At 27.5% G+C, this 24545-nt stretch carries 22 protein-coding genes; 16 read left to right on the top strand and 6 right to left on the bottom strand.

The genetic code is table 11. The annotated features are described in order from the left end of the window. Positions 1-66: 66 nt before the first annotated feature. Together EJL03_RS10175 and EJL03_RS10170 are read left to right on the top strand one after the other, a co-directional pair. Entirely contained in the window at positions 67-864 is a 798-nt protein-coding gene (locus EJL03_RS10175; protein ID WP_125153869.1) for a ribonuclease H-like domain-containing protein, read from the top strand. A 63-nt stretch (positions 865-927) separates the two neighbouring features. Beyond that, positions 928-1305 (top strand): CBS domain-containing protein, encoded by a 378-nt coding sequence (locus EJL03_RS10170; protein ID WP_125153868.1) that lies wholly within the window; start codon positions 928-930, stop codon positions 1303-1305. 69 nt (positions 1306-1374) lie between these two features. Here the strand turns inward: EJL03_RS10170 and EJL03_RS10165 are convergent, their stop codons facing one another. Genes EJL03_RS10165 through EJL03_RS10155 form a run of 3 tightly spaced genes read right to left on the bottom strand, consistent with a single transcriptional unit; the run spans position 1375 to position 3533 of the window. Next, on the bottom strand, positions 1375-1509 hold the full coding sequence (locus tag EJL03_RS10165; RefSeq protein WP_206427361.1) for a FeoB-associated Cys-rich membrane protein: 135 nt from the start codon (positions 1507-1509) through the stop codon (positions 1375-1377). A gap of 14 nt (positions 1510-1523) precedes the next feature. After that, on the bottom strand, positions 1524-3290 hold the full coding sequence (gene feoB, locus EJL03_RS10160) for a ferrous iron transport protein B (protein ID WP_125153867.1): 1767 nt from the start codon (positions 3288-3290) through the stop codon (positions 1524-1526). Between the two features lie 24 nt (positions 3291-3314). Then, on the bottom strand, positions 3315-3533 hold the full coding sequence (locus EJL03_RS10155) for a FeoA family protein (RefSeq protein WP_125153866.1): 219 nt from the start codon (positions 3531-3533) through the stop codon (positions 3315-3317). A gap of 182 nt (positions 3534-3715) precedes the next feature. On the opposite strand from EJL03_RS10155, the gene EJL03_RS10150 reads away from it, so the two are divergent. From EJL03_RS10150 to EJL03_RS10140, 3 genes are all read left to right on the top strand, one after another. Beyond that, positions 3716-4102 (top strand): PilZ domain-containing protein, encoded by a 387-nt coding sequence (locus EJL03_RS10150; protein WP_164509062.1) that lies wholly within the window; start codon positions 3716-3718, stop codon positions 4100-4102. 63 nt (positions 4103-4165) lie between these two features. Further along, the gene (locus EJL03_RS10145; protein ID WP_125153864.1) at positions 4166-4900 is read left to right on the top strand and encodes an HAD-IB family hydrolase; all 735 of its coding nucleotides are present in this window, start codon (positions 4166-4168) and stop codon (positions 4898-4900) included. Positions 4901-4943: 43 nt separating this feature from the next. Further along, complete coding sequence (locus EJL03_RS10140; RefSeq protein ID WP_243108704.1) at positions 4944-5567, top strand: ribonuclease H-like domain-containing protein; 624 nt, start codon at positions 4944-4946, stop codon at positions 5565-5567. A gap of 28 nt (positions 5568-5595) precedes the next feature. Here EJL03_RS10140 and EJL03_RS10135 read toward each other — a convergent pair whose 3' ends face one another. Then, the gene (locus EJL03_RS10135; RefSeq protein ID WP_125153862.1) at positions 5596-6126 is read right to left on the bottom strand and encodes a TetR/AcrR family transcriptional regulator; all 531 of its coding nucleotides are present in this window, start codon (positions 6124-6126) and stop codon (positions 5596-5598) included. Between the two features lie 147 nt (positions 6127-6273). On the opposite strand from EJL03_RS10135, the gene EJL03_RS10130 reads away from it, so the two are divergent. The 7 genes from EJL03_RS10130 (at position 6274) to EJL03_RS10100 (ending at position 14799) form a co-directional block, all read left to right on the top strand. Beyond that, positions 6274-6966: a FadR/GntR family transcriptional regulator gene (locus EJL03_RS10130; protein ID WP_125153861.1), complete on the top strand. Its 693-nt coding sequence runs from the start codon at positions 6274-6276 to the stop codon at positions 6964-6966. Between the two features lie 236 nt (positions 6967-7202). After that, complete coding sequence (locus tag EJL03_RS10125) at positions 7203-8729, top strand: L-lactate permease (RefSeq protein WP_125153860.1); 1527 nt, start codon at positions 7203-7205, stop codon at positions 8727-8729. A gap of 27 nt (positions 8730-8756) precedes the next feature. Next, positions 8757-10031, top strand: a complete 1275-nt coding sequence (gene larA / locus EJL03_RS10120; protein WP_125153859.1) for a nickel-dependent lactate racemase — start codon at positions 8757-8759, stop codon at positions 10029-10031. Between the two features lie 31 nt (positions 10032-10062). Continuing rightward, a complete protein-coding gene (locus tag EJL03_RS10115; RefSeq protein ID WP_125153858.1) occupies positions 10063-10851 on the top strand; it encodes an electron transfer flavoprotein subunit beta/FixA family protein in 789 nt (262 codons plus the stop codon). A 17-nt stretch (positions 10852-10868) separates the two neighbouring features. Beyond that, on the top strand, positions 10869-12068 hold the full coding sequence (locus EJL03_RS10110; RefSeq protein WP_125153857.1) for an electron transfer flavoprotein subunit alpha/FixB family protein: 1200 nt from the start codon (positions 10869-10871) through the stop codon (positions 12066-12068). Between the two features lie 26 nt (positions 12069-12094). After that, positions 12095-13504 carry an FAD-binding oxidoreductase gene (locus EJL03_RS10105; protein WP_125153856.1) on the top strand — a complete coding sequence of 470 codons (1410 nt, stop codon included), beginning with the start codon at positions 12095-12097 and terminating at the stop codon, positions 13502-13504. A gap of 122 nt (positions 13505-13626) precedes the next feature. Further along, positions 13627-14799, top strand: a complete 1173-nt coding sequence (locus EJL03_RS10100) for an Ig-like domain-containing protein (protein ID WP_125153855.1) — start codon at positions 13627-13629, stop codon at positions 14797-14799. 40 nt (positions 14800-14839) lie between these two features. Here the strand turns inward: EJL03_RS10100 and gltX are convergent, their stop codons facing one another. Both gltX and EJL03_RS10090 read right to left on the bottom strand, forming a co-directional pair. Continuing rightward, a complete protein-coding gene (gltX, locus tag EJL03_RS10095) occupies positions 14840-16300 on the bottom strand; it encodes a glutamate--tRNA ligase (RefSeq protein ID WP_125153854.1) in 1461 nt (486 codons plus the stop codon). A 247-nt stretch (positions 16301-16547) separates the two neighbouring features. Next, entirely contained in the window at positions 16548-18053 is a 1506-nt protein-coding gene (locus EJL03_RS10090) for an MBL fold metallo-hydrolase RNA specificity domain-containing protein (protein WP_125153853.1), read from the bottom strand. A 155-nt stretch (positions 18054-18208) separates the two neighbouring features. Here EJL03_RS10090 and EJL03_RS10085 point away from each other — a divergent pair, with 155 nt between their 5' ends. The 4 genes from EJL03_RS10085 to EJL03_RS10070 all read left to right on the top strand — a co-directional run bounded on the left by EJL03_RS10085 (position 18209) and on the right by EJL03_RS10070 (position 24510). Next, on the top strand, positions 18209-19516 hold the full coding sequence (locus tag EJL03_RS10085) for a metallophosphoesterase family protein (RefSeq protein WP_125153852.1): 1308 nt from the start codon (positions 18209-18211) through the stop codon (positions 19514-19516). Continuing rightward, entirely contained in the window at positions 19517-22267 is a 2751-nt protein-coding gene (locus EJL03_RS10080) for an AAA family ATPase (RefSeq protein WP_125153851.1), read from the top strand. A gap of 191 nt (positions 22268-22458) precedes the next feature. Beyond that, positions 22459-23358 (top strand): DMT family transporter, encoded by a 900-nt coding sequence (locus EJL03_RS10075; RefSeq protein ID WP_164509061.1) that lies wholly within the window; start codon positions 22459-22461, stop codon positions 23356-23358. Between the two features lie 36 nt (positions 23359-23394). Then, the gene (locus EJL03_RS10070; RefSeq protein WP_125153849.1) at positions 23395-24510 is read left to right on the top strand and encodes an aminopeptidase; all 1116 of its coding nucleotides are present in this window, start codon (positions 23395-23397) and stop codon (positions 24508-24510) included. The last annotated feature ends 35 nt before the right edge of the window (positions 24511-24545 follow it).

Raw genomic sequence — 24545 nt, 5'->3', positions numbered from 1 at the left:
TTTTATTGTTTTTATTATTATTGTATAATTATAGTACTAGTTAGTATATATTTTGGAGGATATGGAATGTTTTTTAAGGAAAGTGAAGAAGAGGTATATTTATCTATAGACATATTTAGTAAATATAATATGCAGGATATAGCATATTTTGATATAGAAACTACTGGGTTTGATAAAGAAAATGATAAAATAATACTTATATCTTTAGGACATTTTTTAGAAAATGGTAAATTTATTGTTAAGCAGTATTTTAATGAAACAGCGTTACAAGAGGAACAGATCTTATCTAGGTTTTGTGATGATCTAAATAATATGAAAATATGGTGTTCATATAATGGTATAGCTTTTGATGAACCTTTTATAAGAGAGAGATTGACTAGAAATAAAATATGGACTAAATTACCAAGTAACCATATAGATTTATACAGGCATATAAGACCTTATTATAAACAACTTGGAATAAATAGATGCAATTTAAAAAGCGTTGAAAAATATGTGGGAATAGAGAGAAAAGATAAAATAGACGGTGGATTGAGTATTGAATTATATAATGAATATATTAAAACAAGAGATGAAAAAATAAAGAAAAAAATACTTTTACATAATTACGAAGATGTGCTTAATCTGCCAAAGATATTTAATATTCTAAATAAGATAGATAATGATAAAAGTATTATAAGAGAAGATGCTGTAACAGAAAAACAAGTAAGGTTTTTAAATTATCTTTTAAAGAAAAACAAAATAGTATTAAATAATGAAGTAGAAAGAATATCTAAAAGAGCAGCTTCTAGAATGATAGATTCAATTTTGAAAGGGAACAAAGATGTAGAAGAGTTACATAATATAATGAAAAATAGTTATTAGATTATAATTTTTTACACAGCTATTATGGGGGATGATATAATAAATATTAGGGGGTGGATTGATGTGGTAAAGGATTTAATGGAAATAAATTTTGTTACTTTAAAAAGTCATGACAGTATTAATAAAGCTTTAGAGGTTATGAACAACAATAAGGTGAATGGGGCACCAGTTGTAGATTCTAATAATAAATTATTAGGAATGATAGTTAAAGCTGATATATATAGATTTTTAATGGAGGAGGGACATTACGATACTTGTCCAGTGGAATGGGTGATGACAAAGAGTGTTATAATAGGACATAAGTATGAGGAGTTAATAGATATAGCCAAAAGAATTAGAGAAAAAAATATAATTGCTATACCTATTGTAGATGATAATAATAAAGTGGATGGGATAGTCACAATAGAAGATATTGTTGATTATTTTATAAAAAAATATTAATTATAATATATTTAAACCAAATAAGCTATATTAAAATAAAGTAATTATTTTAATATAGCTTATTTGCCATTATTTATTATTTTTATTACAATGTGATGAGCAAGAACTACAGTCACATTTTCCTGAAATCTTTCTTTTTATATTATTATATAAAATGTATATCGCAGCTATAACAATTATTGTTGTAATTATTACTTGGAGCATAATTTATCACCTTCTTAATTGAGTATTAAAATCCCAATATTGTATACAGTAAAAGAGACAAACCAGGCTAGACATAGTTGATAAGCCACAGAGAATATAGCCATTTTTCTTCCGTATTCTTTCTTCATTGTAGCTATTACTGATACACATGGAGTATATAATAGAACAAACACTAAAAAGCTATAAGAAGAAAGTGTTGTAAAATGCTCAGGAAGAACTTGGGTTAAAGTTCCTCCATATATAACCCCCATGGAACTCAAAATTACTTCTTTAGCCATTAATCCTGTTAAAAGGGATACAGAATTTTGCCAAGAGCTAAATCCAAGAGGTTTGAATATAGGACTCATGAATTTACCTATAGAGGCTAATATACTACTATTTATATCTGTTAACCCTGAGAAATTGAAGTTAGATAAAAACCAAACAATTACGGAAATAGAGAATATTATAGTACCTGCCTTCTTTAAGAATCCTTTACCTTTATCCCAAGTGTGTAAAAGTAGGTTTTTAAATTCTGGCATTTTATATTCTGACAGTTCGATTATAAAAGGCTCTTCATCTTTTTTAAATAAGGTGTTTTTAAATATTAATCCTATTACAAATGCTAGTAAAATTCCTAATAGATAAAGAGAAAAAACCACAATGGTTTGATTCCCAGGAAAAAATACTGATGCAAATAATGCATATACAGGAAGCCTAGCATTACATGACATAAGAGGAACTAAAAGAGCTGTTAGTTTTCTGTCTTTTTCACTTTCTAAGGTTCTAGCAGTCATTATTCCAGGTACAGAACATCCAAAACCCACTACAAGTGGAATAAACGCTTTACCAGAAAGACCCATTTTTCTCATTATTTTATCCATAATGAAAGCAGCTCTTGACATATAACCACTGTCTTCTAAAAAAGATATTCCTAAAAATAAAGTTAGTATTACAGGTAAAAATACTAATACGGATCCTACGCCTTTAATTATTCCTTCAATTAATAGTGATTTAAACCAAGGACTAGCATTAACTAAGTAATTTTCTAAATATGGGATTGTTTTATTATTTAGAATATTGCTTAAATAATCAGCCATAGGGGTACCAACCCAACTAAAAGTAAATTCAAATATCAAAAATAATATGACTAAAAATATGGGATAAGCTAAAAATTTATTAAGAACTATATTATCTATTTTATCGCTAAGTGTATCTTTTACATCTGAAGTATAGGTAACACACTCTTTTAAAATGGTTTCTATAAAAGAATAAGTTTCCTCTTCATTATTAAATTTATAATTTGGAGTAGAAAAATCATTAGAATACTCACCATCTAATAATTTTTCTTCTATTTTGTCTATCCCTATACCCTTTGATGCGGATATAGGAAGAATACACACTCCTAATTTTTGTGAAAGTAAATTATAATTAATGTTAATTCCTTTTTCTTCTGCAATATCTACCATATTTAATAGTAATATAATTGGTTTATCAAATTCTTTAAGTTGAAGAGTTAAGTACAAATTCCTTTGAAGGTTTGAGGCATCTACAATATTTAATATTACATCCACATTTCCGTTAATTAAAAATTCTTTTGATACTTTTTCCTCATTTGAATAGGTATCCATGGCATAGATTCCTGGAAGATCTACTATTTTAATAGATTCACCTAAAAGACCCTCTTTTTTTTCCACTGTTACTCCAGCCCAATTTCCAACATATTGGTTTGAACCTGTCAGTGCATTAAAGAGAGAAGTTTTACCTACATTAGGATTACCTAATAGAGCAGTTATTATCATATGTTGCCTCCAATCTTACTGTATTTATTCGATAAATATATTCTTTGCATCATTTTTTCGTATAGCTAAATCAAAACCTCTAAAATTTATTATTATAGGATCACCAAAAGGGGCAGATTTTTTAAAGCTTATTTCAGTTCCTTTTATACACCCTAAAGCTAAAAGTCGTTTAACCAATTTTTCATTACCACATATATCTTTTATAAAAGCTTTATCTCCAGGATTTAAGTCGCATATACTCATAATTACACCTCATACTGATATTGATAACTATTATCATTTTATATTTTAAATATAGCATGTCTATAAATTTATGTCAATACAGAATAGGAGGAATATAATGGTTATATAAAGGAAATGATTAATTTATATTTATGATATAATTAAGTTTATATTAATAGATATGTTTTTTTGGAGGGAGAATATTGACTTCAAATATATATAAAAATGGACAATATGTATATAAGGTTATAGAAAAAAGATATGGGAAGAGAGCTAAATTTGATTTAGATATATACTATCCTCGTATTAATGATAAAAGTATTTACAAGGTATATAAATCAAGTGATCCTATAATGAAAGGAATTAATATATCTTCTACAGGGATACTTCTTTTGAGTAAAGCTTTTGCAAAGGTTGGGGATTTTATATCTTTTTCTATGAAAATAGGAGATAGACCATCATTTTGGTGTATGGCAGAAGTAAAATGGGTAAGTGAAAGTAATTCTTATTATTTATTAGGATGTGAGTTTTTTTCTTTAACTATGGGACAAATTAATATTATAAAAGAGTATGTTAAAAATAATAAGTAGTGGTACTTATTATTTTTAAATAGTAAAATAGAATATAAATAAATATATGAGGAGGGATTTAGTATGAAAAATGTAGCGGCTTTTTTTGATATAGATGGCACATTGTATAGAGAAGGGCTTATAACAGAGGTATTTAAAAAATTAATAAAATATGAAATAATACATCCTGAAAGGTGGTATAATGAAGTAAGACCAGAATATGAAAAATGGGATAAAAGACAAGGTGACTATGATAATTATTTATTGAAAATGGCGAAAATATATGTGGAAGCAGTAAAAGGACTTCATAAATATCAGGTGGAGTTTATTGCAAAAAATGTAATACAACAAAAGGGGGATAGAGTATATACTTATACAAGAGATAGAATAAAGTGGCATAAGAAACAGAATCATATGATAATAACTGTTTCTGGGAGTCCTATAGAGTTAGTAAAAGAAATGAGCATAAGGCATGGTTTTAATGATTATAAGGGAACTATTTATAAAATGAATAATGAGGGAATTTATACTGGAGAAGTAATTCCTATGTGGGATAGTGGAAGTAAAATGAGTGCTATAAATGAACTTGTAAAAAAATATAATATAGATTTATCTAAAAGTTATGCCTATGGTGATACTACAGGTGACTTTTCTATGTTCCAAATGATAAACTATCCTATATGCATAAACCCTACTAAAGAACTGTTAAAAAAGGTAGTGAGCAGTAATGAAGTTAGAGATAAAATTAGAATTGTAGTTGAAAGAAAGGATGTTATTTATAATATTAGACCAGAATATTTAGAAATCATAGAAGTATAAATATTGGAAAAGAGTGGTAGTATTGATATTTAGAGAAGAAATTATAAAAGTAGAAAAAAAGGAGGATGAGTATTCTTTACAAATAAATAATAAAAATGATTTATATAAAGATGCAATTTTTTTTGATTTAGAGCACTATGTTTATAAGAAGCCTATATGTATAGGTGTATTTGGCAGTGGATATTATGATAATGATAATAATGAGATAAATTTAACCCAATATATGATTGAAAATAAGAGAGACTCCTTAGAAATTTTAAACTTAGCTAAGAATTATTTTCAAGATTTAATGAATAATAAGAATAAAAAATATATTGTTACATTCTCAGGTAATAATGATTTTACAGTTATTAATTATCTACTAAAAAAGAATAATATAGAGTTTTCTATAGAAGATAGTTTTAAACATATAGATTTACAAAGAGAATACGAAAAAGCTAAAGGGAATAGTATAGGTCTTAAAGCATTGGAAAAAGATTTTAGTATTTCTAGAGAAAGTGAACTTATAAGTGGACAAAATTTAGCTAAAACATTTAGTAAAGTTATGAAGGATGATGATTATATAAACAGAATGCCAGAGGAAAAAAAGAAGAAAATATTACTTTATAACCAACAAGATGTAGTAAGTTTATTTTATATATATACTAACTGGTTTAAGGTAATATAATAAGCTATGTGAAATATTACATAGCTTATTATAATTTAAGGCAACCATAGAGTTCATCAAAGGTCATATATTTATTTTTGCTTAAATAAACAAAATTTGATACTATTAAATTGGCAATTTTTATGGAGGAAAGACTGGAAGATATATTTCCTCTTTTTCTTTCAAAATCTATAAGCTCACTTACTTCTTTGTTTATGTCGTTAAAATTATGAGACGAATTATGACTATAGCCGTTTAACATAGCGATTTCGTAAAATATAGATATATATTTATCTAAAAATTCTTCAAGACATAGGTATATTTTATATAGTTTATCTTTTAATGGAGTAAATGAAAATTTTAATTTATTAATTAAAAGCAAACTATTTTCCCAATCTTCCTTAAAGATGTTTATTACAAGTTCTTCTTTACTTGAGAAATAATTATAAAAAGTGCCTATACCAATGTTGCAATTTTTAACAATATCACGTATATTAAGCTCTCTATAATTTTTACTTAATAATATTTTTCTACCTTCTTGTAGTATTTTTTCATTAATATTTTCTATTATTTTAGGCATAGTGAACCACCTTTCACGAACTATGTTCACATTATTATAATATTATTTAAATAAAAATTCAAGAAAATTTTACAAAATGCTTTTAAAACATTTAATTATGTATTATTATGTATTTAATATATGTAATTTAAAGAAAGGAAGAATATTATGTTTACTCCAATAAAGAATACAAAAGTTTATGAACAAGTTATAGAACAAATAAAAAATATGATAAATAAAGGGATATTAAAAAAAGGAGACAAATTACCTTCAGAAAGAGAGCTTGTAGAAAAGTTACATGTTAGCAGAACTTCTATTAGAGAAGCTTTAAGGTCCTTAGAGATAATAGGTCTTATAGAATCAAGACAAGGAGAAGGAAATTTTGTAAGAAGTAGTTTTGAAAATAGTCTTTTTGAACCTTTATCTATTATGTTTATGTTACAAAAGAGTAATCCACTAGAAATATTAGAATTAAGAAAAATAGTAGAAAAAGAAACAGCAGCTTTAGCTGCCACTAGAATATGTGAAGATGAATTAGAATATTTAGGTGAGTTAATAGACAAATTTAGAAGTTGTGATAAAGAAGATGAACTAGTAAGAATTGATAGAGAATTTCATTATAAGATAGCACAGGCATCTAAAAATTTTCTTATACTTAGTATTTTAAATGCGATATCCTCTCTTATGGAATCATTTATAAAGGATGCAAGAAAAAATATATTAATAGATGATAAAAATAAAGAAATTCTTTTGATTCAACATGAAAATATATATATGTCTTTATGCAATAAAAATCCTCAACAGGCATTAGAAGCTATGAATGCACATTTAGAGCTTATAAATAAATATATGGAAAAATAAATACTAATAAGAAGAATATTGTTACATTATTAACAATGTTCTTTAAATATATCGAAAAGTTTGAAAATTCATAAAAAATTTTGTAGAATAAAATCCCCTTTAGTCCTTGAATTTCAATAATATGAATTTAGAACTATAATGTTAATAAATTAACTAACGTAGAAAAATTTATAAAATTGTGATAATATAAAATCATAGAAGGTGGTCATACCATAGTACCAAAAGGGGTGTAAAAAATGAATGGATATGTATTGTTTTTTCTTGCACTGACACCTATAGTTTGGCTTATGATATCACTTGGGGTATTAAAAATGCCAGCACATAAAACTTGTCTCTTTACTTTGGCAGTTACTTTAATATTATCTATAGTTTTCTGGAAAATGACTATAGTAGATGCTTCAACTGCAGTACTAGAAGGAGTAGCATTAGGAATATGGCCTATAATGCTTGTTATTATAGCAGCAGTATTTACCTATAATTTATCTGTTCATACTAAAAGTATGGATTTGATAAAGAAAATGATGATTAGTATATCCAAAGATAAGAGAATATTAGTATTAATTTTGGCTTGGGGGTTTGGAGGATTTTTGGAGGCTATAGCTGGTTTTGGCACAGCAGTGGCTATACCAGCTAGTATAATGGCAGCATTAGGTTTCGAGCCAGTATTTGCAGCCATTATATGTTTAGTTGCCAATACAACACCTACAGCTTTTGGAGCCATAGGTATTCCTGTAACCACACTAGCAAAGATTACAGGAATAGACGTAAATTCATTAAGTTATGCAGTTTCAATTCAATTAAGCCCGCTTATTATAATAGTTCCAATAATTTTAGTAATGTTAACAGAAAAAAGCATAAAAGGTATTAAAGGTGTATTTGGTATAGCGATTATATCCGGTATAACTTTTGCTGTACCTCAAATACTTATAGCAAAGTATTTAGGGGCAGAACTTCCGGCTATTATTGGAAGTATATGTTCCATGCTTTCTACAATTTTAATAGCAAAATTATTTTATAAAGACAAGAAGTCAGAAAGTAATGAAAAGATAACGATTAAACAAGGTGTCCTAGCATGGTTACCATTTATCTTAGTATTCCTATTTATTATTTTTACTAGTCCTTTATTTCCAAAAGTAAATGAAGCATTGTCATCTATTAAAACCACAGCGTATATTTATACTGGAGTTGATGCTAAACCATTTACATTTCTATGGTTAATAACACCAGGCACTTTAATAATTATTGCAACTTTCGTTGGTGGATTAATACAGGGAGCAAAGTTAAAGGATATATTTTTAATTCTTATAAAAACGTTTAAACAAATGAGTAATTCCTTTGTGACTATATTATCTATTGTAGCCTTAGCAAAGGTTATGGGCTATAGTGGAATGATAAAGTCTATTGCGGTGATACTTGTTAAAATTACAGGAAGATTTTATCCATTAATTGCACCTGTAATAGGAGCTTTAGGAACTTTTGTAACAGGTAGTGATACATCCTCTAATGTATTATTTGGAGGATTACAAGTTGAGGTAGCAAAAAGTTTAAATTTAAGTCCATATTGGCTAGCAGCAGCTAATACAGGTGGTGCTACAGCTGGTAAGATGATTTCACCGCAAAGTATAGCAGTGGCAACGGCCGCGACAGGAATTTTGGGATCAGAGGGTAAAATTTTAAATACCACATTGAAATTCTGTATATTATATGTAGTGCTTATGGGGTTAATTGCTTATTTTGGAGCATCAATTTTTAGCTGGATATAAATTGATAAAGTTAAGAGGGGTGATATTGTGGCAAAAGTAAAAATTCCCTATTGGAAAAAATTTTTAGTAGCAGATATACCAGATGAGAATTTGGTAAATATATTAGAGTCTAAAGTTGAGGACTATAAAGTTTCTAAAACAGAAGAGGAAATAGTTAACGAAGCTTTAGATAATCCTATAGAAGCTAATACTCTGGAACAATTAGTAAAAGATAAAAGTAATATGGTAATTATAACTAGTGACCATACAAGACCTGTACCAAGTAAAGTTACAATGCCAATATTACTTAGAAGAATTAGAAAGGTTAATCCCAATATAAGTATAAAAATATTAATAGCTACAGGATTTCATAGACCTTCTACAAGAGAAGAACTTGTAAGTAAATTTGGACAAGAGATTGTAGACAATGAGGAAATAGTCATGCACATATCTACAGATAAAAGTAGCTTAGTAAAAGTTGGAACACTTCCTTCAGGAGGGGATTTGTTTTTAAACAAGGTAGCAATGGAAGCAGAGCTTTTAATTGCGGAGGGGTTTATTGAATCACATTTCTTTGCAGGATTTTCAGGAGGAAGGAAAAGTATATTGCCAGGTATAGCTGCAGCTGAAACTATTATGGCAAATCATTGTTCAGAATTTATTGCAAGTCCAAATGCAAGAACGGGAATTTTAAATAATAATCCAATACATGAAGATATGCTTTATGCAGCTAAAAAGGCTAATCTTGCATTTATTTTAAATGTAGTTTTAGATAGTAATAAAAAAATAATTTATGCAGTGTCAGGTCATAGTAAATATGCACATGACAAAGGTTGTGAATTTGTATCAAAACTTTCAATGGTGGATAAGGTTGATGCTGATATTGTTATTTCAAGTAATGGAGGGAATCCATTAGACCAAAATGTTTATCAAGCGGTAAAAGGAATGACAGCAGCAGAAGCTACCTGTAATGAGGGAGGAGTAATTATAATGGTAGCAGCTTGTGACGATGGTCATGGAGGAGAGTCATTCTATGAAAATTTGGCAAGAGCTAATTCTCCTAAAGAAGTATTAGATAAAGTTATTAAAATACCGAGAAATAAAACTGCACCTGATCAATGGGAATTTCAAATATTAGCTAGAATTTTAAATAAATTCACTGTAATAATGGTTACTGATATGTGTGACCCAAAACTTATAACTAGTATGCATATGAAACATGCTTTTTCTATAGAAGAGGCAATGTATATGGCTTTTAAGATAAAGGGTAAAGGTGCTAAAGTTGCAGTTATTCCTGATGGTGTAGCAGTAATAGTTAGATAAAATATAAATTTTTAATATTGGGGGTAATAATATGAATATATTAGTATGTATTAAGCAAGTTCCTGGTACTTCTAAAGTAGAAGTAGATCCAATTACAGGAGTATTAAAAAGAGATGGTGTAGATTCAAAGATGAATCCGTATGATTTATTTGCGTTGGAAACTGCATTAAGGTTAAAGGAAAAACATGGTGGAGAGGTTAAAGTAATAACTATGGGACCACCTCAAGCAGAGGAAGTTATAAAAGAGGCCTATTCTATGGGCGCTGATTATGGAGTTATTCTATCAGATAGAAAATTTGCAGGAGCAGATGTTTTAGCTACATCTTATACTTTATCCCAAGGAATTAAGAAAATGGGGGATGTAGATATTATAATATGTGGGAAACAGACTACAGATGGAGATACTGCACAAGTAGGCCCTGAAATAGCTGAATATTTAGATATACCTCATATTGCAAATGTTTTGAGTATAGAAAATGTTGGCCAGGGTTCTATAACTGTAAAAATGGATATGCCTAATACTTTAGAGGTGGCAAAGATAGAATATCCTTGTTTAATAACTGTTGAAAAAGATATTTTTGAACCTAGACTTCCATCATATAGAAAAAAGAAAGATACTGAAGAAAGAGAAGTTAAATTCTTATGTCTAAATGATTTTGAGGATAAAGAAGAAAATAAATATGGACTAAATGGTTCACCTACACAAGTTGAAAGAATTTTTCCACCTGCAGTAAATGACCATAAAGAAATGTGGGAAGGAAATTCCGATGAGTTAGCCAACAGAATGTTTAAATCTTTAAAAGATATGAAATTTATATAAGCTAGGGGGAATATTACATGGGAAAATTATTAATTAATCAAAACAAATTAAATGATAAAGTTATAAAGGAACTTATAGATATATGCCCATTTAAAGCACTGGAAGAAAGTGACGGAAAACTTGAAATAAATGCTGGGTGTAAGATGTGTAAGTTATGTGTAAAAAAAGGACCTAAGGGAGTTGTTGAGTACGTTGAAGAGCAGGTAAAAAGTATAGATAAAAGTAAATGGAGAGGAATAGCTGTGTATGTAGATCACGTATGTGGCAACATACATCCTGTAACTTTAGAACTTATAGGCAAGGCTAGAGAGCTAGCAAGTAAGATAAATCATCCTATATATGCAATTTTTATAGGAAATAATATAAAAGAAAGTGCAAAAGAACTATTGCATTATGGAGTAGATCAGGTATTTGTATATGATAATGAAGAACTAAAGGACTTTAGAATAGAACCTTACACTAAAGCTTTTGAAGATTTTATAAATAAGGTTAAGCCATGTTCTGTATTGGTTGGAGCCACAACTATAGGAAGATCTTTAGCTCCAAGAGTAGCGGCAAGATTTAGAACAGGACTTACAGCGGATTGTACGGTTTTGGATATGAAAGAAAATACAGATTTAGTTCAGATAAGGCCTGCTTTTGGAGGAAATATAATGGCTCAAATTATAACTCCAAATAGAAGACCACAATTTTGTACCGTAAGATATAAAATAATGAATGCACCTGAAAGAACAGAAGAAGTTAAGGGCAAAATTACGTTATGTGAGGTTAATAAAGAAGATTTAAAATCTAATATAGAAGTTTTAGATGTTACTGAAAAGGAAAAAGAGGTAAGTATATCAGAAGCTGATGTAATAATTGTAGCAGGAAGAGGAATAAAAACAGAAAAAGATATGGCAATGATTAATGAACTTGCAGATCTTTTAGGAGCACAAGTCGCTGGCACAAGACCACTTATAGAGATGGGTTGGGTGGATGCTAAGAGACAAATTGGACTCAGTGGTAGGACCGTCAAACCAAAACTTATAATAACCTGTGGATTATCAGGATCTGTTCAATTTGTAGCAGGTATGAATAATTCAGATCATATATTTGCTATAAATAAGGATCCTAATGCCTCTATTTTTAATGTAGCACACTATGGAATAGTAGGAGATTTATATGAAGTTATACCAAAACTTATTAATAATATAAAAAACAATATTGCGTTAGTATAAAAGCATATTTTAGGAGGGATAGGATTATGGAGTGTTGTACTAAGTATAAAAAAATGGATGGAAAAGATATAGAATTTTTATTATCTGTTGTAGGTAAGGAAAGACTATTTACAGGAGAAGAAATAAATGAGGATTTTAGCCACGACGAACTAGGTGGAATAAAAAAAATGCCAGATGTATTAATAGAGGTTATAAATACAGAGGAAGTTTCTAAAATTATGAAATATGCTTATGATAATAATATACCAGTAGTGGCAAGAGGATCAGGAACAGGATTAGTTGGAGCTTCTGTACCAATACATGGTGGAATAATGATTAATCTTTCAACTATGAATAAAATTTTAGAAATAGATGAAGAGAATTTGACTTTAACTGTAGAGCCTGGAGTATTATTAATGGAAATTAGTAAGTTTGTAGAGGAACATGATCTTTTTTATCCACCAGATCCAGGTGAAAAATCAGCAACTATAGGTGGAAACATAAATACAAATGCAGGTGGTATGAGAGCTGTTAAATATGGAGTAACTAGGGACTACGTTAGAGGATTAGAAGTAGTTTTGCCTAATGGAAAGGTTATGGAAGTTGGAGGAAAAGTTGTAAAGAATAGTTCAGGTTATAGTATTAAAGATTTAATATGTGGTTCAGAAGGAACATTAGCCATAATTACCAAAGCTATATTAAAACTTCTACCTTTACCTAAAAAGTCTATAAGTCTACTAATTCCTTTTGAAGACTTGGATAAGGCAATAGAAACAGTGCCTAAAATAGTAAAGTCAAAGTCTATTCCTACGTCCATAGAGTTTATGGAAAGGGATGTTATATTAGCATCAGAAGAGTTCTTAGGTAAAAAGTTTCCAGATAACTCTGCAGACGCATATTTATTATTGACCTTTGATGGAAATAGTAAAGAGGAAATAGAAAAAGATTACGAAAATGTAGCAAAAATATGTCTTGAGAATAGTGCTATAGATGTTTTGATAGCAGATACAGATGAAAGAAAAGAATCAATTTGGTCTGCAAGGGGAGCATTTTTAGAAGCTATTAAAGCGTCTACATCAGAAATGGATGAATGTGACGTATGTGTACCACGTAATAAAGTAGCTGAATTTATAAAATATACTTATCAACTTCAAAAAGAATTTAATATTAGAATTAAAAACTTTGGTCATGCTGGAGACGGAAATTTACACATTTATATTTTAAAAGATGAATTATCAGAAGATGAATGGAGTCATAAATTGCAAGCAGTATTTAAATGTATGTATGATAGAGCAAGAGAATTAGATGGAAAAGTTTCTGGTGAACATGGTATTGGATATGCTAAAAAAGAATATTTGTTTGAATCAATAGGTGAAGAACAAAAAGAGTTGATGAAAAATATAAAATTAGCCTTTGATACTAAGAATATATTAAATCCAGGAAAAGTATGTGAATAAACATTGAAATTTATCCCAAAAGTGTTAAAATAACTTTTGGGATGTTTTTTATGTATTTTAATTGAAAGTAAATAGTTTACAAATATATTTGATAAAAAATAAAATGGAGGTATTAATATATAATGAAAAATTGGATTAAAAAATTGGTTGTATTTTTATTTGTTTTTTTTAGTTTATTAGGAAGCAAGTGTGAAATGGTTTTAGCCAGTGAAAAAATGGCTTCATTAGGAAATGCAGTAAGTGTAAACATTGATGAAAGAGAATATGGAAAAGATGTACAAGCTGATAAGGTTTGGAAAATAAGATTTAATCAGTCTATGGAAATGGAATCACTAAAAAATAATATTAAAATTATTGATACAGAGAGTAAAAAAGATATGGTATTAGATATATTTTTAGAGGAAAATGATACAGTAACTATTATTAAACCTAAAAATTTAAAGGATGGTACATATTGTCTTATTGTTAATAGTGATGTTACATCAAAAGTAGGAAAACATTTAAAAAGGTCTATTCAATTAAATTTTAATGTTGTATTGAATAAAAAAGAAGAATTAGATAGCAATTCAAAAGAAGCAGAGGAAAATAAAGATTTATATATTAAGTATATTGAAGATATAAACGTGAATATTAATCAATACGAGAGTTTTATATTACCTTACACAGTTAAGGCAGTTATGTCTGATGGTAAAATAAAAAATTTGGATGTATTTTGGAAGGAAAGTGTACAAACTACGGATGTACCAGGCAAACATGTTTACACTGGTTTAGTAAATGGCTACAAAAAAGATGTGGTTTTAAATTTGAATATAAAGGAATTAAAAAAACAAAATACTACGCCTCACTCAAAACTACAAAAAAACTTATGTAATTATCTTATGGATAATAATAATAGACAATTTACAATGAAAAGAGCAATAGAGTTGCATGGTGGTGATCCAAGTAATACATGTGTTTATTTTGCTAGTGAAGCATTGAGACGTGCAGGTCTTAAAGACTTAGACGAACAAGTATGTAATACAGTAACATTAACTAAGGAGTTAAAAAACAGAGGATGGAGTACTTCAACAGATTTATCTGAACTGGCACCTGGAGATATTTGTTTTACTATATCCTATGGGTACGGACCAACACATGCATATACTTTTATGAATTGGGTTAACGAAGAGGACTATAATTATGCATATATATGTGATAATCAAGGAAATGAATACGGAAATGCTTATCATCAAAGGAATATAGATTTTCAAACTTCAACAAAGGATAAAATATCTTATTTTATGTATAAGATTTAAAATAAAAAGTTGCTATATAATAAATATAGCAACTTTTTATTTATTGAACTTGTTTTAATTTATCAATACCTATTTTAACTCTTTTTAAAGATTCTTCTTTTCCTAATATATCTGCTATTTCGAATGCTCCACCAGGAGTGAATTGTTTACCTGAAAGAGCTGTTCTAAGTGGCCATAGCACAATACCATTTTTAACTTCCATTTCTTTAGCAAGATCCATCATTGAGTCATGAACCGTATCAAAGGACCAGTTAGATATATTCTCTAATATAGGAAGAGATTTTTCTAAGCTTTTTAATGAATTTTCATAGTTAGTTTTCATTTTTTTATGAATATACATATCAGAAGAATACTCTGGTAAGGCTTCAAGAAAATCTATTTGTTCAGGTATTTCATTTAATATTTCTGTTCTTGTATGCATTAGTTCACTTAATTTTGTTAAATCTATATTTTTTGTTAAAGTTTCTTTGTAATATGGTAATGCTAATTCATGAAACTTTTCTATAGGAAGCATTCTTATATATTCGCCATTCATCCATTTTAATTTTGTAATATCAAAAATAGCTGGTGCTTTATTTATATTTTTATAATCGAAATTTTTTATAAGTTCTTCAAGAGAGAATATTTCTTGAGTAGAACCAGGATTCCATCCTAATAATGCTATATAATTTAAAATAGCTTCTTTTAAAAATCCTTTTTCCATTAGGTCCTCGAAAGAAGCATCTCCATTTCGCTTACTTAATTTATGGTGGGCGTCCTTCATAATTGGTGGACAGTGTATGTATTTTGGAACATCCCATCCAAAAGCATCATATAGTCTATTATATTTTGGAGAGGAGGATAAGTATTCACTACCTCTAACTACATGGGTTATACCCATAAGATGGTCGTCTACTACATTAGCAAAGTTATATGTTGGGAATCCATCTGATTTTATAAGTACCATATCATCTAATTCTGAATTATCTACAGTTATTTTACCGAAAATTTCATCTTCAAAAGTGGTAGTACCCGTTGAAGGATTATTTTGTCTTATAACATATGGAATGCCTGAGGCTATTTTTTCTTCTATTTCTTCTTTTGAAAGATGAAAACAGTGTTTGTCATATTTATGAGGTCTTCCTAAAGCTTCAGAATTTTTTCTTATCATATCTAGTCTATCTTTTGTACAAAAACAGTAGTATGCTTCACCATTATCTATAAGTTTTTTAGCATAATCTAAGTATATATTTTTTCTTTGACTTTGGATATAAGGACCTACATTTCCGCCTACATCTGGACCTTCGTCGTGTTGAAGACCAGTTATCTTCATAGTATTATATATTACATCAAGTGCCCCATCTACTTGCCTTTCCTGATCTGTGTCTTCAATTCTTAAGATAAAATCTCCATTATCATGTTTTGCAATTAAATAAGCATAGAGTGCTGTTCTCAAGTTACCAACGTGCATATAACCAGTTGGGCTTGGAGCAAATCTTGTTCGTATTGTTTTTTCATTCATAAATATTCAACTCCTAAATATATTTATTTTAATCCTAAATGGATTTTATAGTCTATAAAATAAAAACCTCTCATCCACTTGTAGGGACGAAAGGTGGCATGGCTAAGTTAATTCTATGATATAATACTGTGTTTTGTCTGTCAAGTTTATGTAAAATTTTTTTTAATAACCATAAAAAAAGTTAAATTATTGTATAAATATATTTATATAATATAATTTCCATAGGATACAGATGTATACATATTATTCATAGTATTTCTTTTATTTTATTTAATAATATATCTTTATCTAAAGAGTCTATATCTTCTATAGAATTTAACAAAGTAAAAATTTTATTTTTTACAATACTCTTATGGATATTTTCCTCACCTGGTGTAAAACTATCTCCAGAGTTCATTATAAAGGATGTAAAGCCTTCACTATCTAAAATTTTTTTAAAATTTTCTTGACTCTCTTTTTCTCCATGAACAAGAAATATAGCTTTAGGTTTATTTTCAATTTGTTTTATAAAGTTTATTAGGCCATCTTTATCTGCATGACCAGAAAGACCTTGAAGGTTAAATATTTTAGCATTTACTGCAATCTCTTCACCGAATAATTTAACTTTTTTATCACCATCTAATATTTTGCGGCCAAGTGTACCTTCAGCTTGATATCCTACAAATACTATTGAACTCTCTTTTCGCCAAAGATTATGTTTTAAATGGTGTTTAATCCTTCCAGCCTCGCACATACCACTAGCTGATAATACAATAGCACCTTGTTGTATTTTATTAATTCTAGAAGATTCCTCTGGCGACTTAGTGAATATTAATCCGTCAAATTGTAATGGATTATCTCCATTTTGGATAAGTTTAGAGGCTTCTTCGTCAAAGTATTTATTATATTTTTTAAAAATCTCTGTTGATTCAGAGGCCAAGGGGCTATCTACATATACTTTTATGTTTTTCAATATATCATTTTCTACATAATGGTTTAGAGCATATAATACTTCTTGAGTTCGTCCTACGGCAAAGGAAGGTATTATTACATTTCCACCTTTTTTAAATGTTGATTTTATTATATTAACAAGTTCTTCTAAATCATTATTTAGATTTTTATGAGATTTGTTACTATAAGTGGTTTCTATGATTACATAATCTGCCTTTTTAATAGGGGTAGGATCTTTTAATAATGGTACTCCTTTATTGCCAAGATCTCCAGAGTAAACTAATGTGGTTATTTCTTTAAATTCCTTTATTTCCATTTCTACAATAGCAGATCCAAGTAAATGTCCCGCATCTCTAAATCTAATTTTAAATCCATCAAAAATCTCTATCCATTGATCATAAGGATATCCTTTAAAAAGATATGTAGAAAGTTCTGCGAGTTTTGAGGTATATAATGGTTCCAAAGGACTTTGACCCAGGCGCATTCTTTTTCTGTTTTTCCATTCTATATCCATTTCTTGGATATGACCACTGTCTTTTAGCATTATATTAGAAAGATCTTTAGTGCCTTCTGTACAAATAATATCTCCTTTAAAACCTTGTTTGTATAGTAATGGAATTCTACCACAGTGATCTATGTGAGCATGTGATAGTATTACATAGTGTATATTTTTAGGGTTAAAATTAAATGTTTCATTTCCTCGTTCTTTTTCATCTTTACCTTGATATAATCCGCAATCTAATAATATATTTTTCCCTTTTATTTTTAGTAAATGGCATGAACCAGTAACGCAACCAGCAGCTCCATAAAATTCAATTTGCATAGAATATCCCTCCATATAAATCTAATATATTTAGATTATAACACTATAAGCATAGAAAAATACATTAGTATGCAGAAAATAGAATTAATAAAAAATATTAAGTAAATATGGTATAATTTATTTGGAAGGACTATTTACATGATTCGGGAGGATTTATGGGGATAAAATTTAAGTTTATACATACATCAGATATTCATTTAGGAAATGTATTACACACCTGTGGAAGTTATTATAAAGAAGAGTTTAATAAAGCTCCTTATAATACTTTAAAATATATATTTAGTTATGCAATAAAAAATCAAATAGATTTTATTTTGATTTCAGGAGATGTTTTTCATAGTAATGGTAGATCTGTGTTAGTAGATAAATACTTCTATGATGTTTGTAAAAGTATTTATCCAATAAAAGTATATATAGTATGTGGAAACCATGATCCTTTTCAACATAAGATGAATCTATTTTCTCATCCTGAAAATTTATATATATTTAGTTCAGATAAAACAGAATGTAAAGAGTTTTATAAAGATTCAAAGCTAGTATGTAGAATTATAGGACAATCTTATGAAAGGGTAATGGAAAATAGAAAAATATTTAAAGAGTATGAAAAGTTTGCAGTAATAGATGGTGTATACAATATATCCATGTTACATACTCAAATGGAGGAATCTAAAAGTAACTATGTTCCTTGTTCTATAACAGATTTAAAGAAAATAAAATCTGTGAATTATTGGGCATTAGGTCATATACATAAGTTTAATATATTAATGGATGAAGAAAGAGTTATCTCTTATTGTGGTACACCTCAGGGATTTGATTTTAAAGATCAGGGGATAAAAGGAGTAAATGTAATAGAAGTAGATGAGAATTTAAAAGCAAAAGTAAAGTTTTTGTGTACTTCATCTGTTATATGGAATAAACTTAACTTGAATTTATGGGATGAAAATATAGAGAATATATTTGATATTGAAAATCTACTATTAATAAAAATTGAAATGTATATAGATAGTATAAAATATAGGGAGTTAAAAGGTATAAAGGTTATAAATGAAATAAGCAAAATTTATATATTAAAAATAATAGTTTATGGGATAGATAATGAATTTTTAAATGATAAGGAGGAGGATATTGAAAAATACATTAAAGATAATTTAAATGATAATTTATTTAATAAGAATATAAAAGCATATATAGAGGATATATGCATAATAGGTTGCAATAAGAAGAGGTATAAAGAATTTAAAGAACATAATATTTATAAGAAAATAGAATATTTTTTTAACCTATGCCATTATAATGAGAAATTAAAAAAAGAAATAAAAAGGAGTTTAGGGAAAATATGGTCACAAGAAAACTTAGGTATGGTACATGAAAATAGGTTTTTATTAACAGAAGAAGATTATAAACTAATTCTAGAAAAAGCTTTTAAATCAATTGAAGGTAAATTTTTAGAGGGTAGTGATTAAATGTATATAGATAGACTATATATTAGAGATTTTGGGATATTTAACGATGCTTTATTAGATAATTTATCACCAGAAATAGTAATAATAGGTGGTAAAAATAGAGCAGGAAAAACAACATTGTTTAATGTTTTAAAAAATATTTCCTATGGTTTTCTAAAGGGGGACAATCTTCCAGATGCTAAGTTTAAGTATTATGTAGAGGCTGCAATTAAAGATAAACTTGATATTTATAATATTAAAGTAGAGGGATATAAAAATCCTTATATAGAAGAAAATACAAAAACTGATAGTTTATATGGAATAGATAGGTATACATATCAACAACTGTTTTGTATAAGTTTAAAGGAACTAAATCAAATTTTAGGAGAAGATGAAAAATTACAGTCTGTGTTATTAGGGGCTGGATTGAATGATGTGGTAAAATTACCTGCTATAATAAGCGAATTAAGAAAGGATGCAGAAAAGGTAGGAGGTAAACAGGGTAATCCAGATACTAAAATGTTTAAAGCATATAGTAAAAATATAAAAGAATTAGCTTTATTAAGAGATAATATATTGAAAGAAAGGCAGGAGTTTTTAAAACTTAAAAGTAAGTTAACAGAGGTTTCTTCTAATATTTTAGAAAAAAAAAGTATTATAAAATTATTGAAAAGAGATATAAAGGTAATATCATTGATTAAAAATACTTACGAAGATTATATAAAATTTAAAGAATTAAATAATATATTAAATAATGAAGAGAATGTTTTTATTATTAATAAATACAAAAAATATTCTTTAGACAGAGTGGAAAGTTTAAAGAATGATTATATAAGTATTACAGAGGAATATGAAAAAATAAATGACACTTTTAAAAGTATTGAGGAGTCGATAGATAAGAAGAGTCTAATTAAAAATATAAAATTTATTAAGTATTATTTTAAAGAGCTTTCTGGACTAAGAGAAAAATATACAAATTATATTTTAATTAAGAGCAGCAATAGTAAGGAAAAAAATAGTATAATAGCAGAAATTAATAATTTGAATCCAAATTTAAAGGGAAATATAGAAGGAATAATGTCTATAAATTGTAATTTTTTGAGTATAAATAAATTAGCAGCAAATATAGATGAATCTATAACCTTAGAGACTACTTATAATAATTTAACTAAAGAAATTAATAATCTAAAATATGAAAAACAATTATTATTATATAAAAATGGGAATCATAACATAGAATTAAATAACATGGATAAAATATTATTTCTACTTATTTTATTTATTTGGTTATGTTTAACATTGATAAATACCTATAAATTTGGTGGGAAATTTAAATATATATATATGATTTTTACTTTATTTATTATGGGATATATTTGTTATTTTATAATTAGTAATTTAAAGTTAAAAACATCTAATATAGTGAAGACTATAAATAATATAGATAGGTCCATAAGAGAAAAGGAGACTGAATTTTCAAAGATTAATAATAAAAAAAATAAAATAGAAAAAATTTTTTCTGTTTATAAAGAAAATTTAAAATTGGATAAAAATTTTACTAAGGAAGGAATAATAAGATATTTAGAATCTGTACAGGGAGTGCAAAAAAGTATAACTACTTTTAATTATAACATTAGTAGAGAAAATGATATAAAATCTGATTTAGATATTGTAATAAATCAGATAGGGAGTGTGTTAGATAAAATATATAAAAATAAAAATTTTATAAAAAGCCTTTCTTATGATAAATTATTTAATGAACTAGAGAAGTTAACAGTTTATTCAAAGATAGCAGAAAAATATAATTCATGTTTATTTAAAAAGGAGAAAATTGAAAAGGTTATAAAAGAGTATTTATATTTAGAGCATACAGTGGATATAAAAACTATATATGAATATATAGATAATATACAAATTTATACTAATTTAAATGAAATAAGGTTAAATAAAGAAAAACTATCATATAGTTTAAAAAATAATTTTAAAAGTGAAATTGGGAGAGAAAGCATAAAGGGTAAGGATACCTATACTGAGATAGAAAAAATATTTAGTAGATATACTGATATATCTGAAATTAATTCTGAATATGAAAATCTAAAATATAGATTAGATACCTCAGAAGAAAAATTAAAATTTTTAGAAGAAAGGAGTCAAGAAATAAAATATAAATTAAATACTATGGAAAATTCTAAAAGATTAGAAACTATCCAAAAAGATATAATAGAAAATAGAAAAGATTTAAAACCTCTGGCAGAAAGGTATGCAGTATCTAAAGTCGCTGCATTTATTTTAGAAAATGTTTATGAAGACTTTATAAACAGAGCTCAAAATACTATTTTACAAAGTTCAAGTGAAATTTTTTCTTATATAACTAATGGTGAATATAGTAAGATATTACCTAGCAATGATTTAAGGGAAATGGACTTTAAAACTTTGCTTAGTAATGGAACTATTAATGAAAGTTCTATTACTTTAAGTACTGCTACAAAGGAGCAATTATTTTTAGCGGTAAGATTAAGTAGAATAAAAGATATTAAACCTCTACCTATTGTACTAGATGATTCACTAGTAAATTTTGATATAATGCATTTAAAAGCTACTATAAATATAATTAAGGAATTGTCTAAAAGAAATCAAATTTTTATTTTTACTTGCCATGGGGAATTAGTAGAACTTATGCATTGTGAAAGTTGTAATGTACAATATTGGAAGGTAGACAATGGAAAATTTATATTAAGTAATAGAAGGGAACTGAGTAATTATTTGTCATGACAGCATGCGAGTATATTAAATATTTTTATTTTGTACAATTAAGTGAAATTAGTAGCCTCTTAAAGCTTAGGAATTTAAGGGGCTTTTTATTATTTATGTATATATATGTTCCTTTTTATGTTAAAATAATAAAGGAAAGTGGAGAAAATATATCAAATATAGATAATTATACTAAAAGAGGAGTATTTTATATGAATAACAAAAGAAAACCTCATATTTTGGCTATAATATTGATGTTTATATGGGGAATATCTTATTTAAGCATTAAGGTGGTAGTAGATGAAGTAAATCCTATACAAGCTGCATTTTATAGGTTCTTTTTAGCTTCTATAATATTATTTATTATACTAAAAAGAAAATTCCCAGAAGAAAAGTTAATAAAGGAGGATAAGATAAAGGTTGCACTAAGTGGTTTAACAGGAGTTGCATTATATTTTTTATTTGAAAATTATTCTGTATATTTTACATCTGCATCTAATGTAGCAGTTTTAATATCAAGTATACCAATATTTACATTAATAACTCAAAGGATTTTATTTAAGGAAAAACTAACTATATATAAAGTAGCAGGGACAATTTTAAGTATGGTAGGTATAGTTATAATAATTATATCTAAGGGGAAATTAAGTCTTTTTTCTACTGGAACAAAAGGAGATTTAATGGCTTTAGGAGCTGCGTTATGTTGGGTAATTTATACGATTATAACAACTAGTTTTAAAGGAAATTATAAGAGTATAACTATAACTACGTATCAATCTATATGGGGAAGCATATTTTTATTTCCTTCAGTAATATTTTTAAAAGTAACTATACCATCAACAAAGGCTATAATTAATATACTTTATCTGTCATTGATTTGTTCTTGTATAGCCTATGCTCTCTATATTTATTGTTTAGAAAGCTTAGGAGCAACTAGTATAACAACATATATTAATCTTCAGCCTATTATTAGTTTATTAAGTGCAAAATTATTTTTGAATGAGAAAATTATGTTTATTCAGGTAGTTGGAAGTCTTATAATAATATTAGGAGTATCTATAGTAAGCTTTACTGGAAAATTCAGTTTAAATAAATGTGATGAAGTTGTATAATATATTCATATTAAACTATTAACGGAGGGGTGGATTATGCCAGATATAAGGTTAAATAAATTAGCAAAACTTTTAGTAAATTATTCTACTAAAATAAAATGTGGGGATTTTGTTTTAGTACAAAGTGAAGATGTAGCAATTCCATGGATGGAAGAGGTTGTTAAGGAAGCAGTTAATAATGGAGCACATGTAGAGTTTCTAATAGATTCTCATGAAGTAGAACATATTAGATTAAAATATTCATCTAAACAGCAGTTAGAAAATGATTTATATATTCAAAAAAAGGCTTTAGAAAAAGCAGATGTATGGTTAACTGCTTGGGGCACTAAAAATACTAGAACTAATGCTAATATAGATTCTGATAAAATTAAAGCTTCATTTAAAGGAGCCACTGCGTGGAGAAAGGTGTATTCTGAAAAGATGGGGAATGGTACATTAAGATGGTGTGGAACTCAATTTCCTACATATGCAGATGCTCAAGAAGCAAATATGAGCTTATCAGAGTATGAGGAGTTTGTTTATTCAGCGGGTCTTTTAGATAAAGAAAATCCTATAGAAGAATGGAAAAAAATAAGTCAGGAACAGGAAAAATGGATAAAATATTTAGATAATAAAAATGAATTGCATATAATATCTAAAGAAACTGATATAAAGGTTAATATTAAAGGAAGAAAATGGATAAATTGTGATGGTAAAGTAAATTTCCCTGATGGTGAAATATTTACATCACCAGTAGAAGATGGGATAAATGGAGTAATAACTTTTAGTTTTCCAGGTATATATGTAGGAAAAGAAATAGAAGGAATTAAACTTATAATAAAAAATGGAAAAGTCATAGAAGCTACGGCTAAAAAGGGGGAAGATTTACTAAAATCATTGATTTCTACAGATGAAGGTTCTTGTTTTTTTGGTGAAGTGGCTATTGGAACAAATTATGGAATAAAAAAGTTTACTAAAAATATGTTATTTGATGAGAAAATAGGTGGAACTATTCATATGGCTTTAGGGGATTCTATGCCTGAAGCAGGAGGAAAAAATAAATCATCTCTTCATTGGGATATGCTATGTGATATGCGACAAAATGGGAAGATTTATGCAGATGGTGAGTTGTTCTACGAAAACGGAAAGTTTAAAGAACACATATTAAAATAATATAATTTGGATTAAATGAAAAAGCTTTGGCATAG

The organism is Clostridium rectalis, from assembly GCF_900626095.1.
In the GTDB taxonomy this organism is placed as follows: domain Bacteria; phylum Bacillota; class Clostridia; order Clostridiales; family Clostridiaceae; genus Clostridium_AS; species Clostridium_AS rectalis.
This window is presented reverse-complemented; position numbering and strand designations above follow the sequence as displayed.

Coding starts and splice junctions, on each gene's coding strand:
- feoB (WP_125153867.1), bottom strand. CDS start 3,290: ATGATAATAACTGCTCTATTAGGTAATCCTAATGTAGGTAAAACTTCT.
- EJL03_RS10085 (WP_125153852.1), top strand. CDS start 18,209: ATGGGGATAAAATTTAAGTTTATACATACATCAGATATTCATTTAGGA.
- EJL03_RS10075 (WP_164509061.1), top strand. CDS start 22,459: ATGAATAACAAAAGAAAACCTCATATTTTGGCTATAATATTGATGTTT.
- EJL03_RS10110 (WP_125153857.1), top strand. CDS start 10,869: ATGGGAAAATTATTAATTAATCAAAACAAATTAAATGATAAAGTTATA.
- EJL03_RS10080 (WP_125153851.1), top strand. CDS start 19,517: ATGTATATAGATAGACTATATATTAGAGATTTTGGGATATTTAACGAT.
- EJL03_RS10125 (WP_125153860.1), top strand. CDS start 7,203: ATGAATGGATATGTATTGTTTTTTCTTGCACTGACACCTATAGTTTGG.
- gltX (WP_125153854.1), bottom strand. CDS start 16,300: ATGAATGAAAAAACAATACGAACAAGATTTGCTCCAAGCCCAACTGGT.
- EJL03_RS10135 (WP_125153862.1), bottom strand. CDS start 6,126: ATGCCTAAAATAATAGAAAATATTAATGAAAAAATACTACAAGAAGGT.
- EJL03_RS10105 (WP_125153856.1), top strand. CDS start 12,095: ATGGAGTGTTGTACTAAGTATAAAAAAATGGATGGAAAAGATATAGAA.
- EJL03_RS10100 (WP_125153855.1), top strand. CDS start 13,627: ATGAAAAATTGGATTAAAAAATTGGTTGTATTTTTATTTGTTTTTTTT.
- EJL03_RS10145 (WP_125153864.1), top strand. CDS start 4,166: ATGAAAAATGTAGCGGCTTTTTTTGATATAGATGGCACATTGTATAGA.
- EJL03_RS10090 (WP_125153853.1), bottom strand. CDS start 18,053: ATGCAAATTGAATTTTATGGAGCTGCTGGTTGCGTTACTGGTTCATGC.
- EJL03_RS10130 (WP_125153861.1), top strand. CDS start 6,274: ATGTTTACTCCAATAAAGAATACAAAAGTTTATGAACAAGTTATAGAA.
- EJL03_RS10175 (WP_125153869.1), top strand. CDS start 67: ATGTTTTTTAAGGAAAGTGAAGAAGAGGTATATTTATCTATAGACATA.
- EJL03_RS10070 (WP_125153849.1), top strand. CDS start 23,395: ATGCCAGATATAAGGTTAAATAAATTAGCAAAACTTTTAGTAAATTAT.
- EJL03_RS10115 (WP_125153858.1), top strand. CDS start 10,063: ATGAATATATTAGTATGTATTAAGCAAGTTCCTGGTACTTCTAAAGTA.
- EJL03_RS10155 (WP_125153866.1), bottom strand. CDS start 3,533: ATGAGTATATGCGACTTAAATCCTGGAGATAAAGCTTTTATAAAAGAT.
- EJL03_RS10165 (WP_206427361.1), bottom strand. CDS start 1,509: ATGCTCCAAGTAATAATTACAACAATAATTGTTATAGCTGCGATATAC.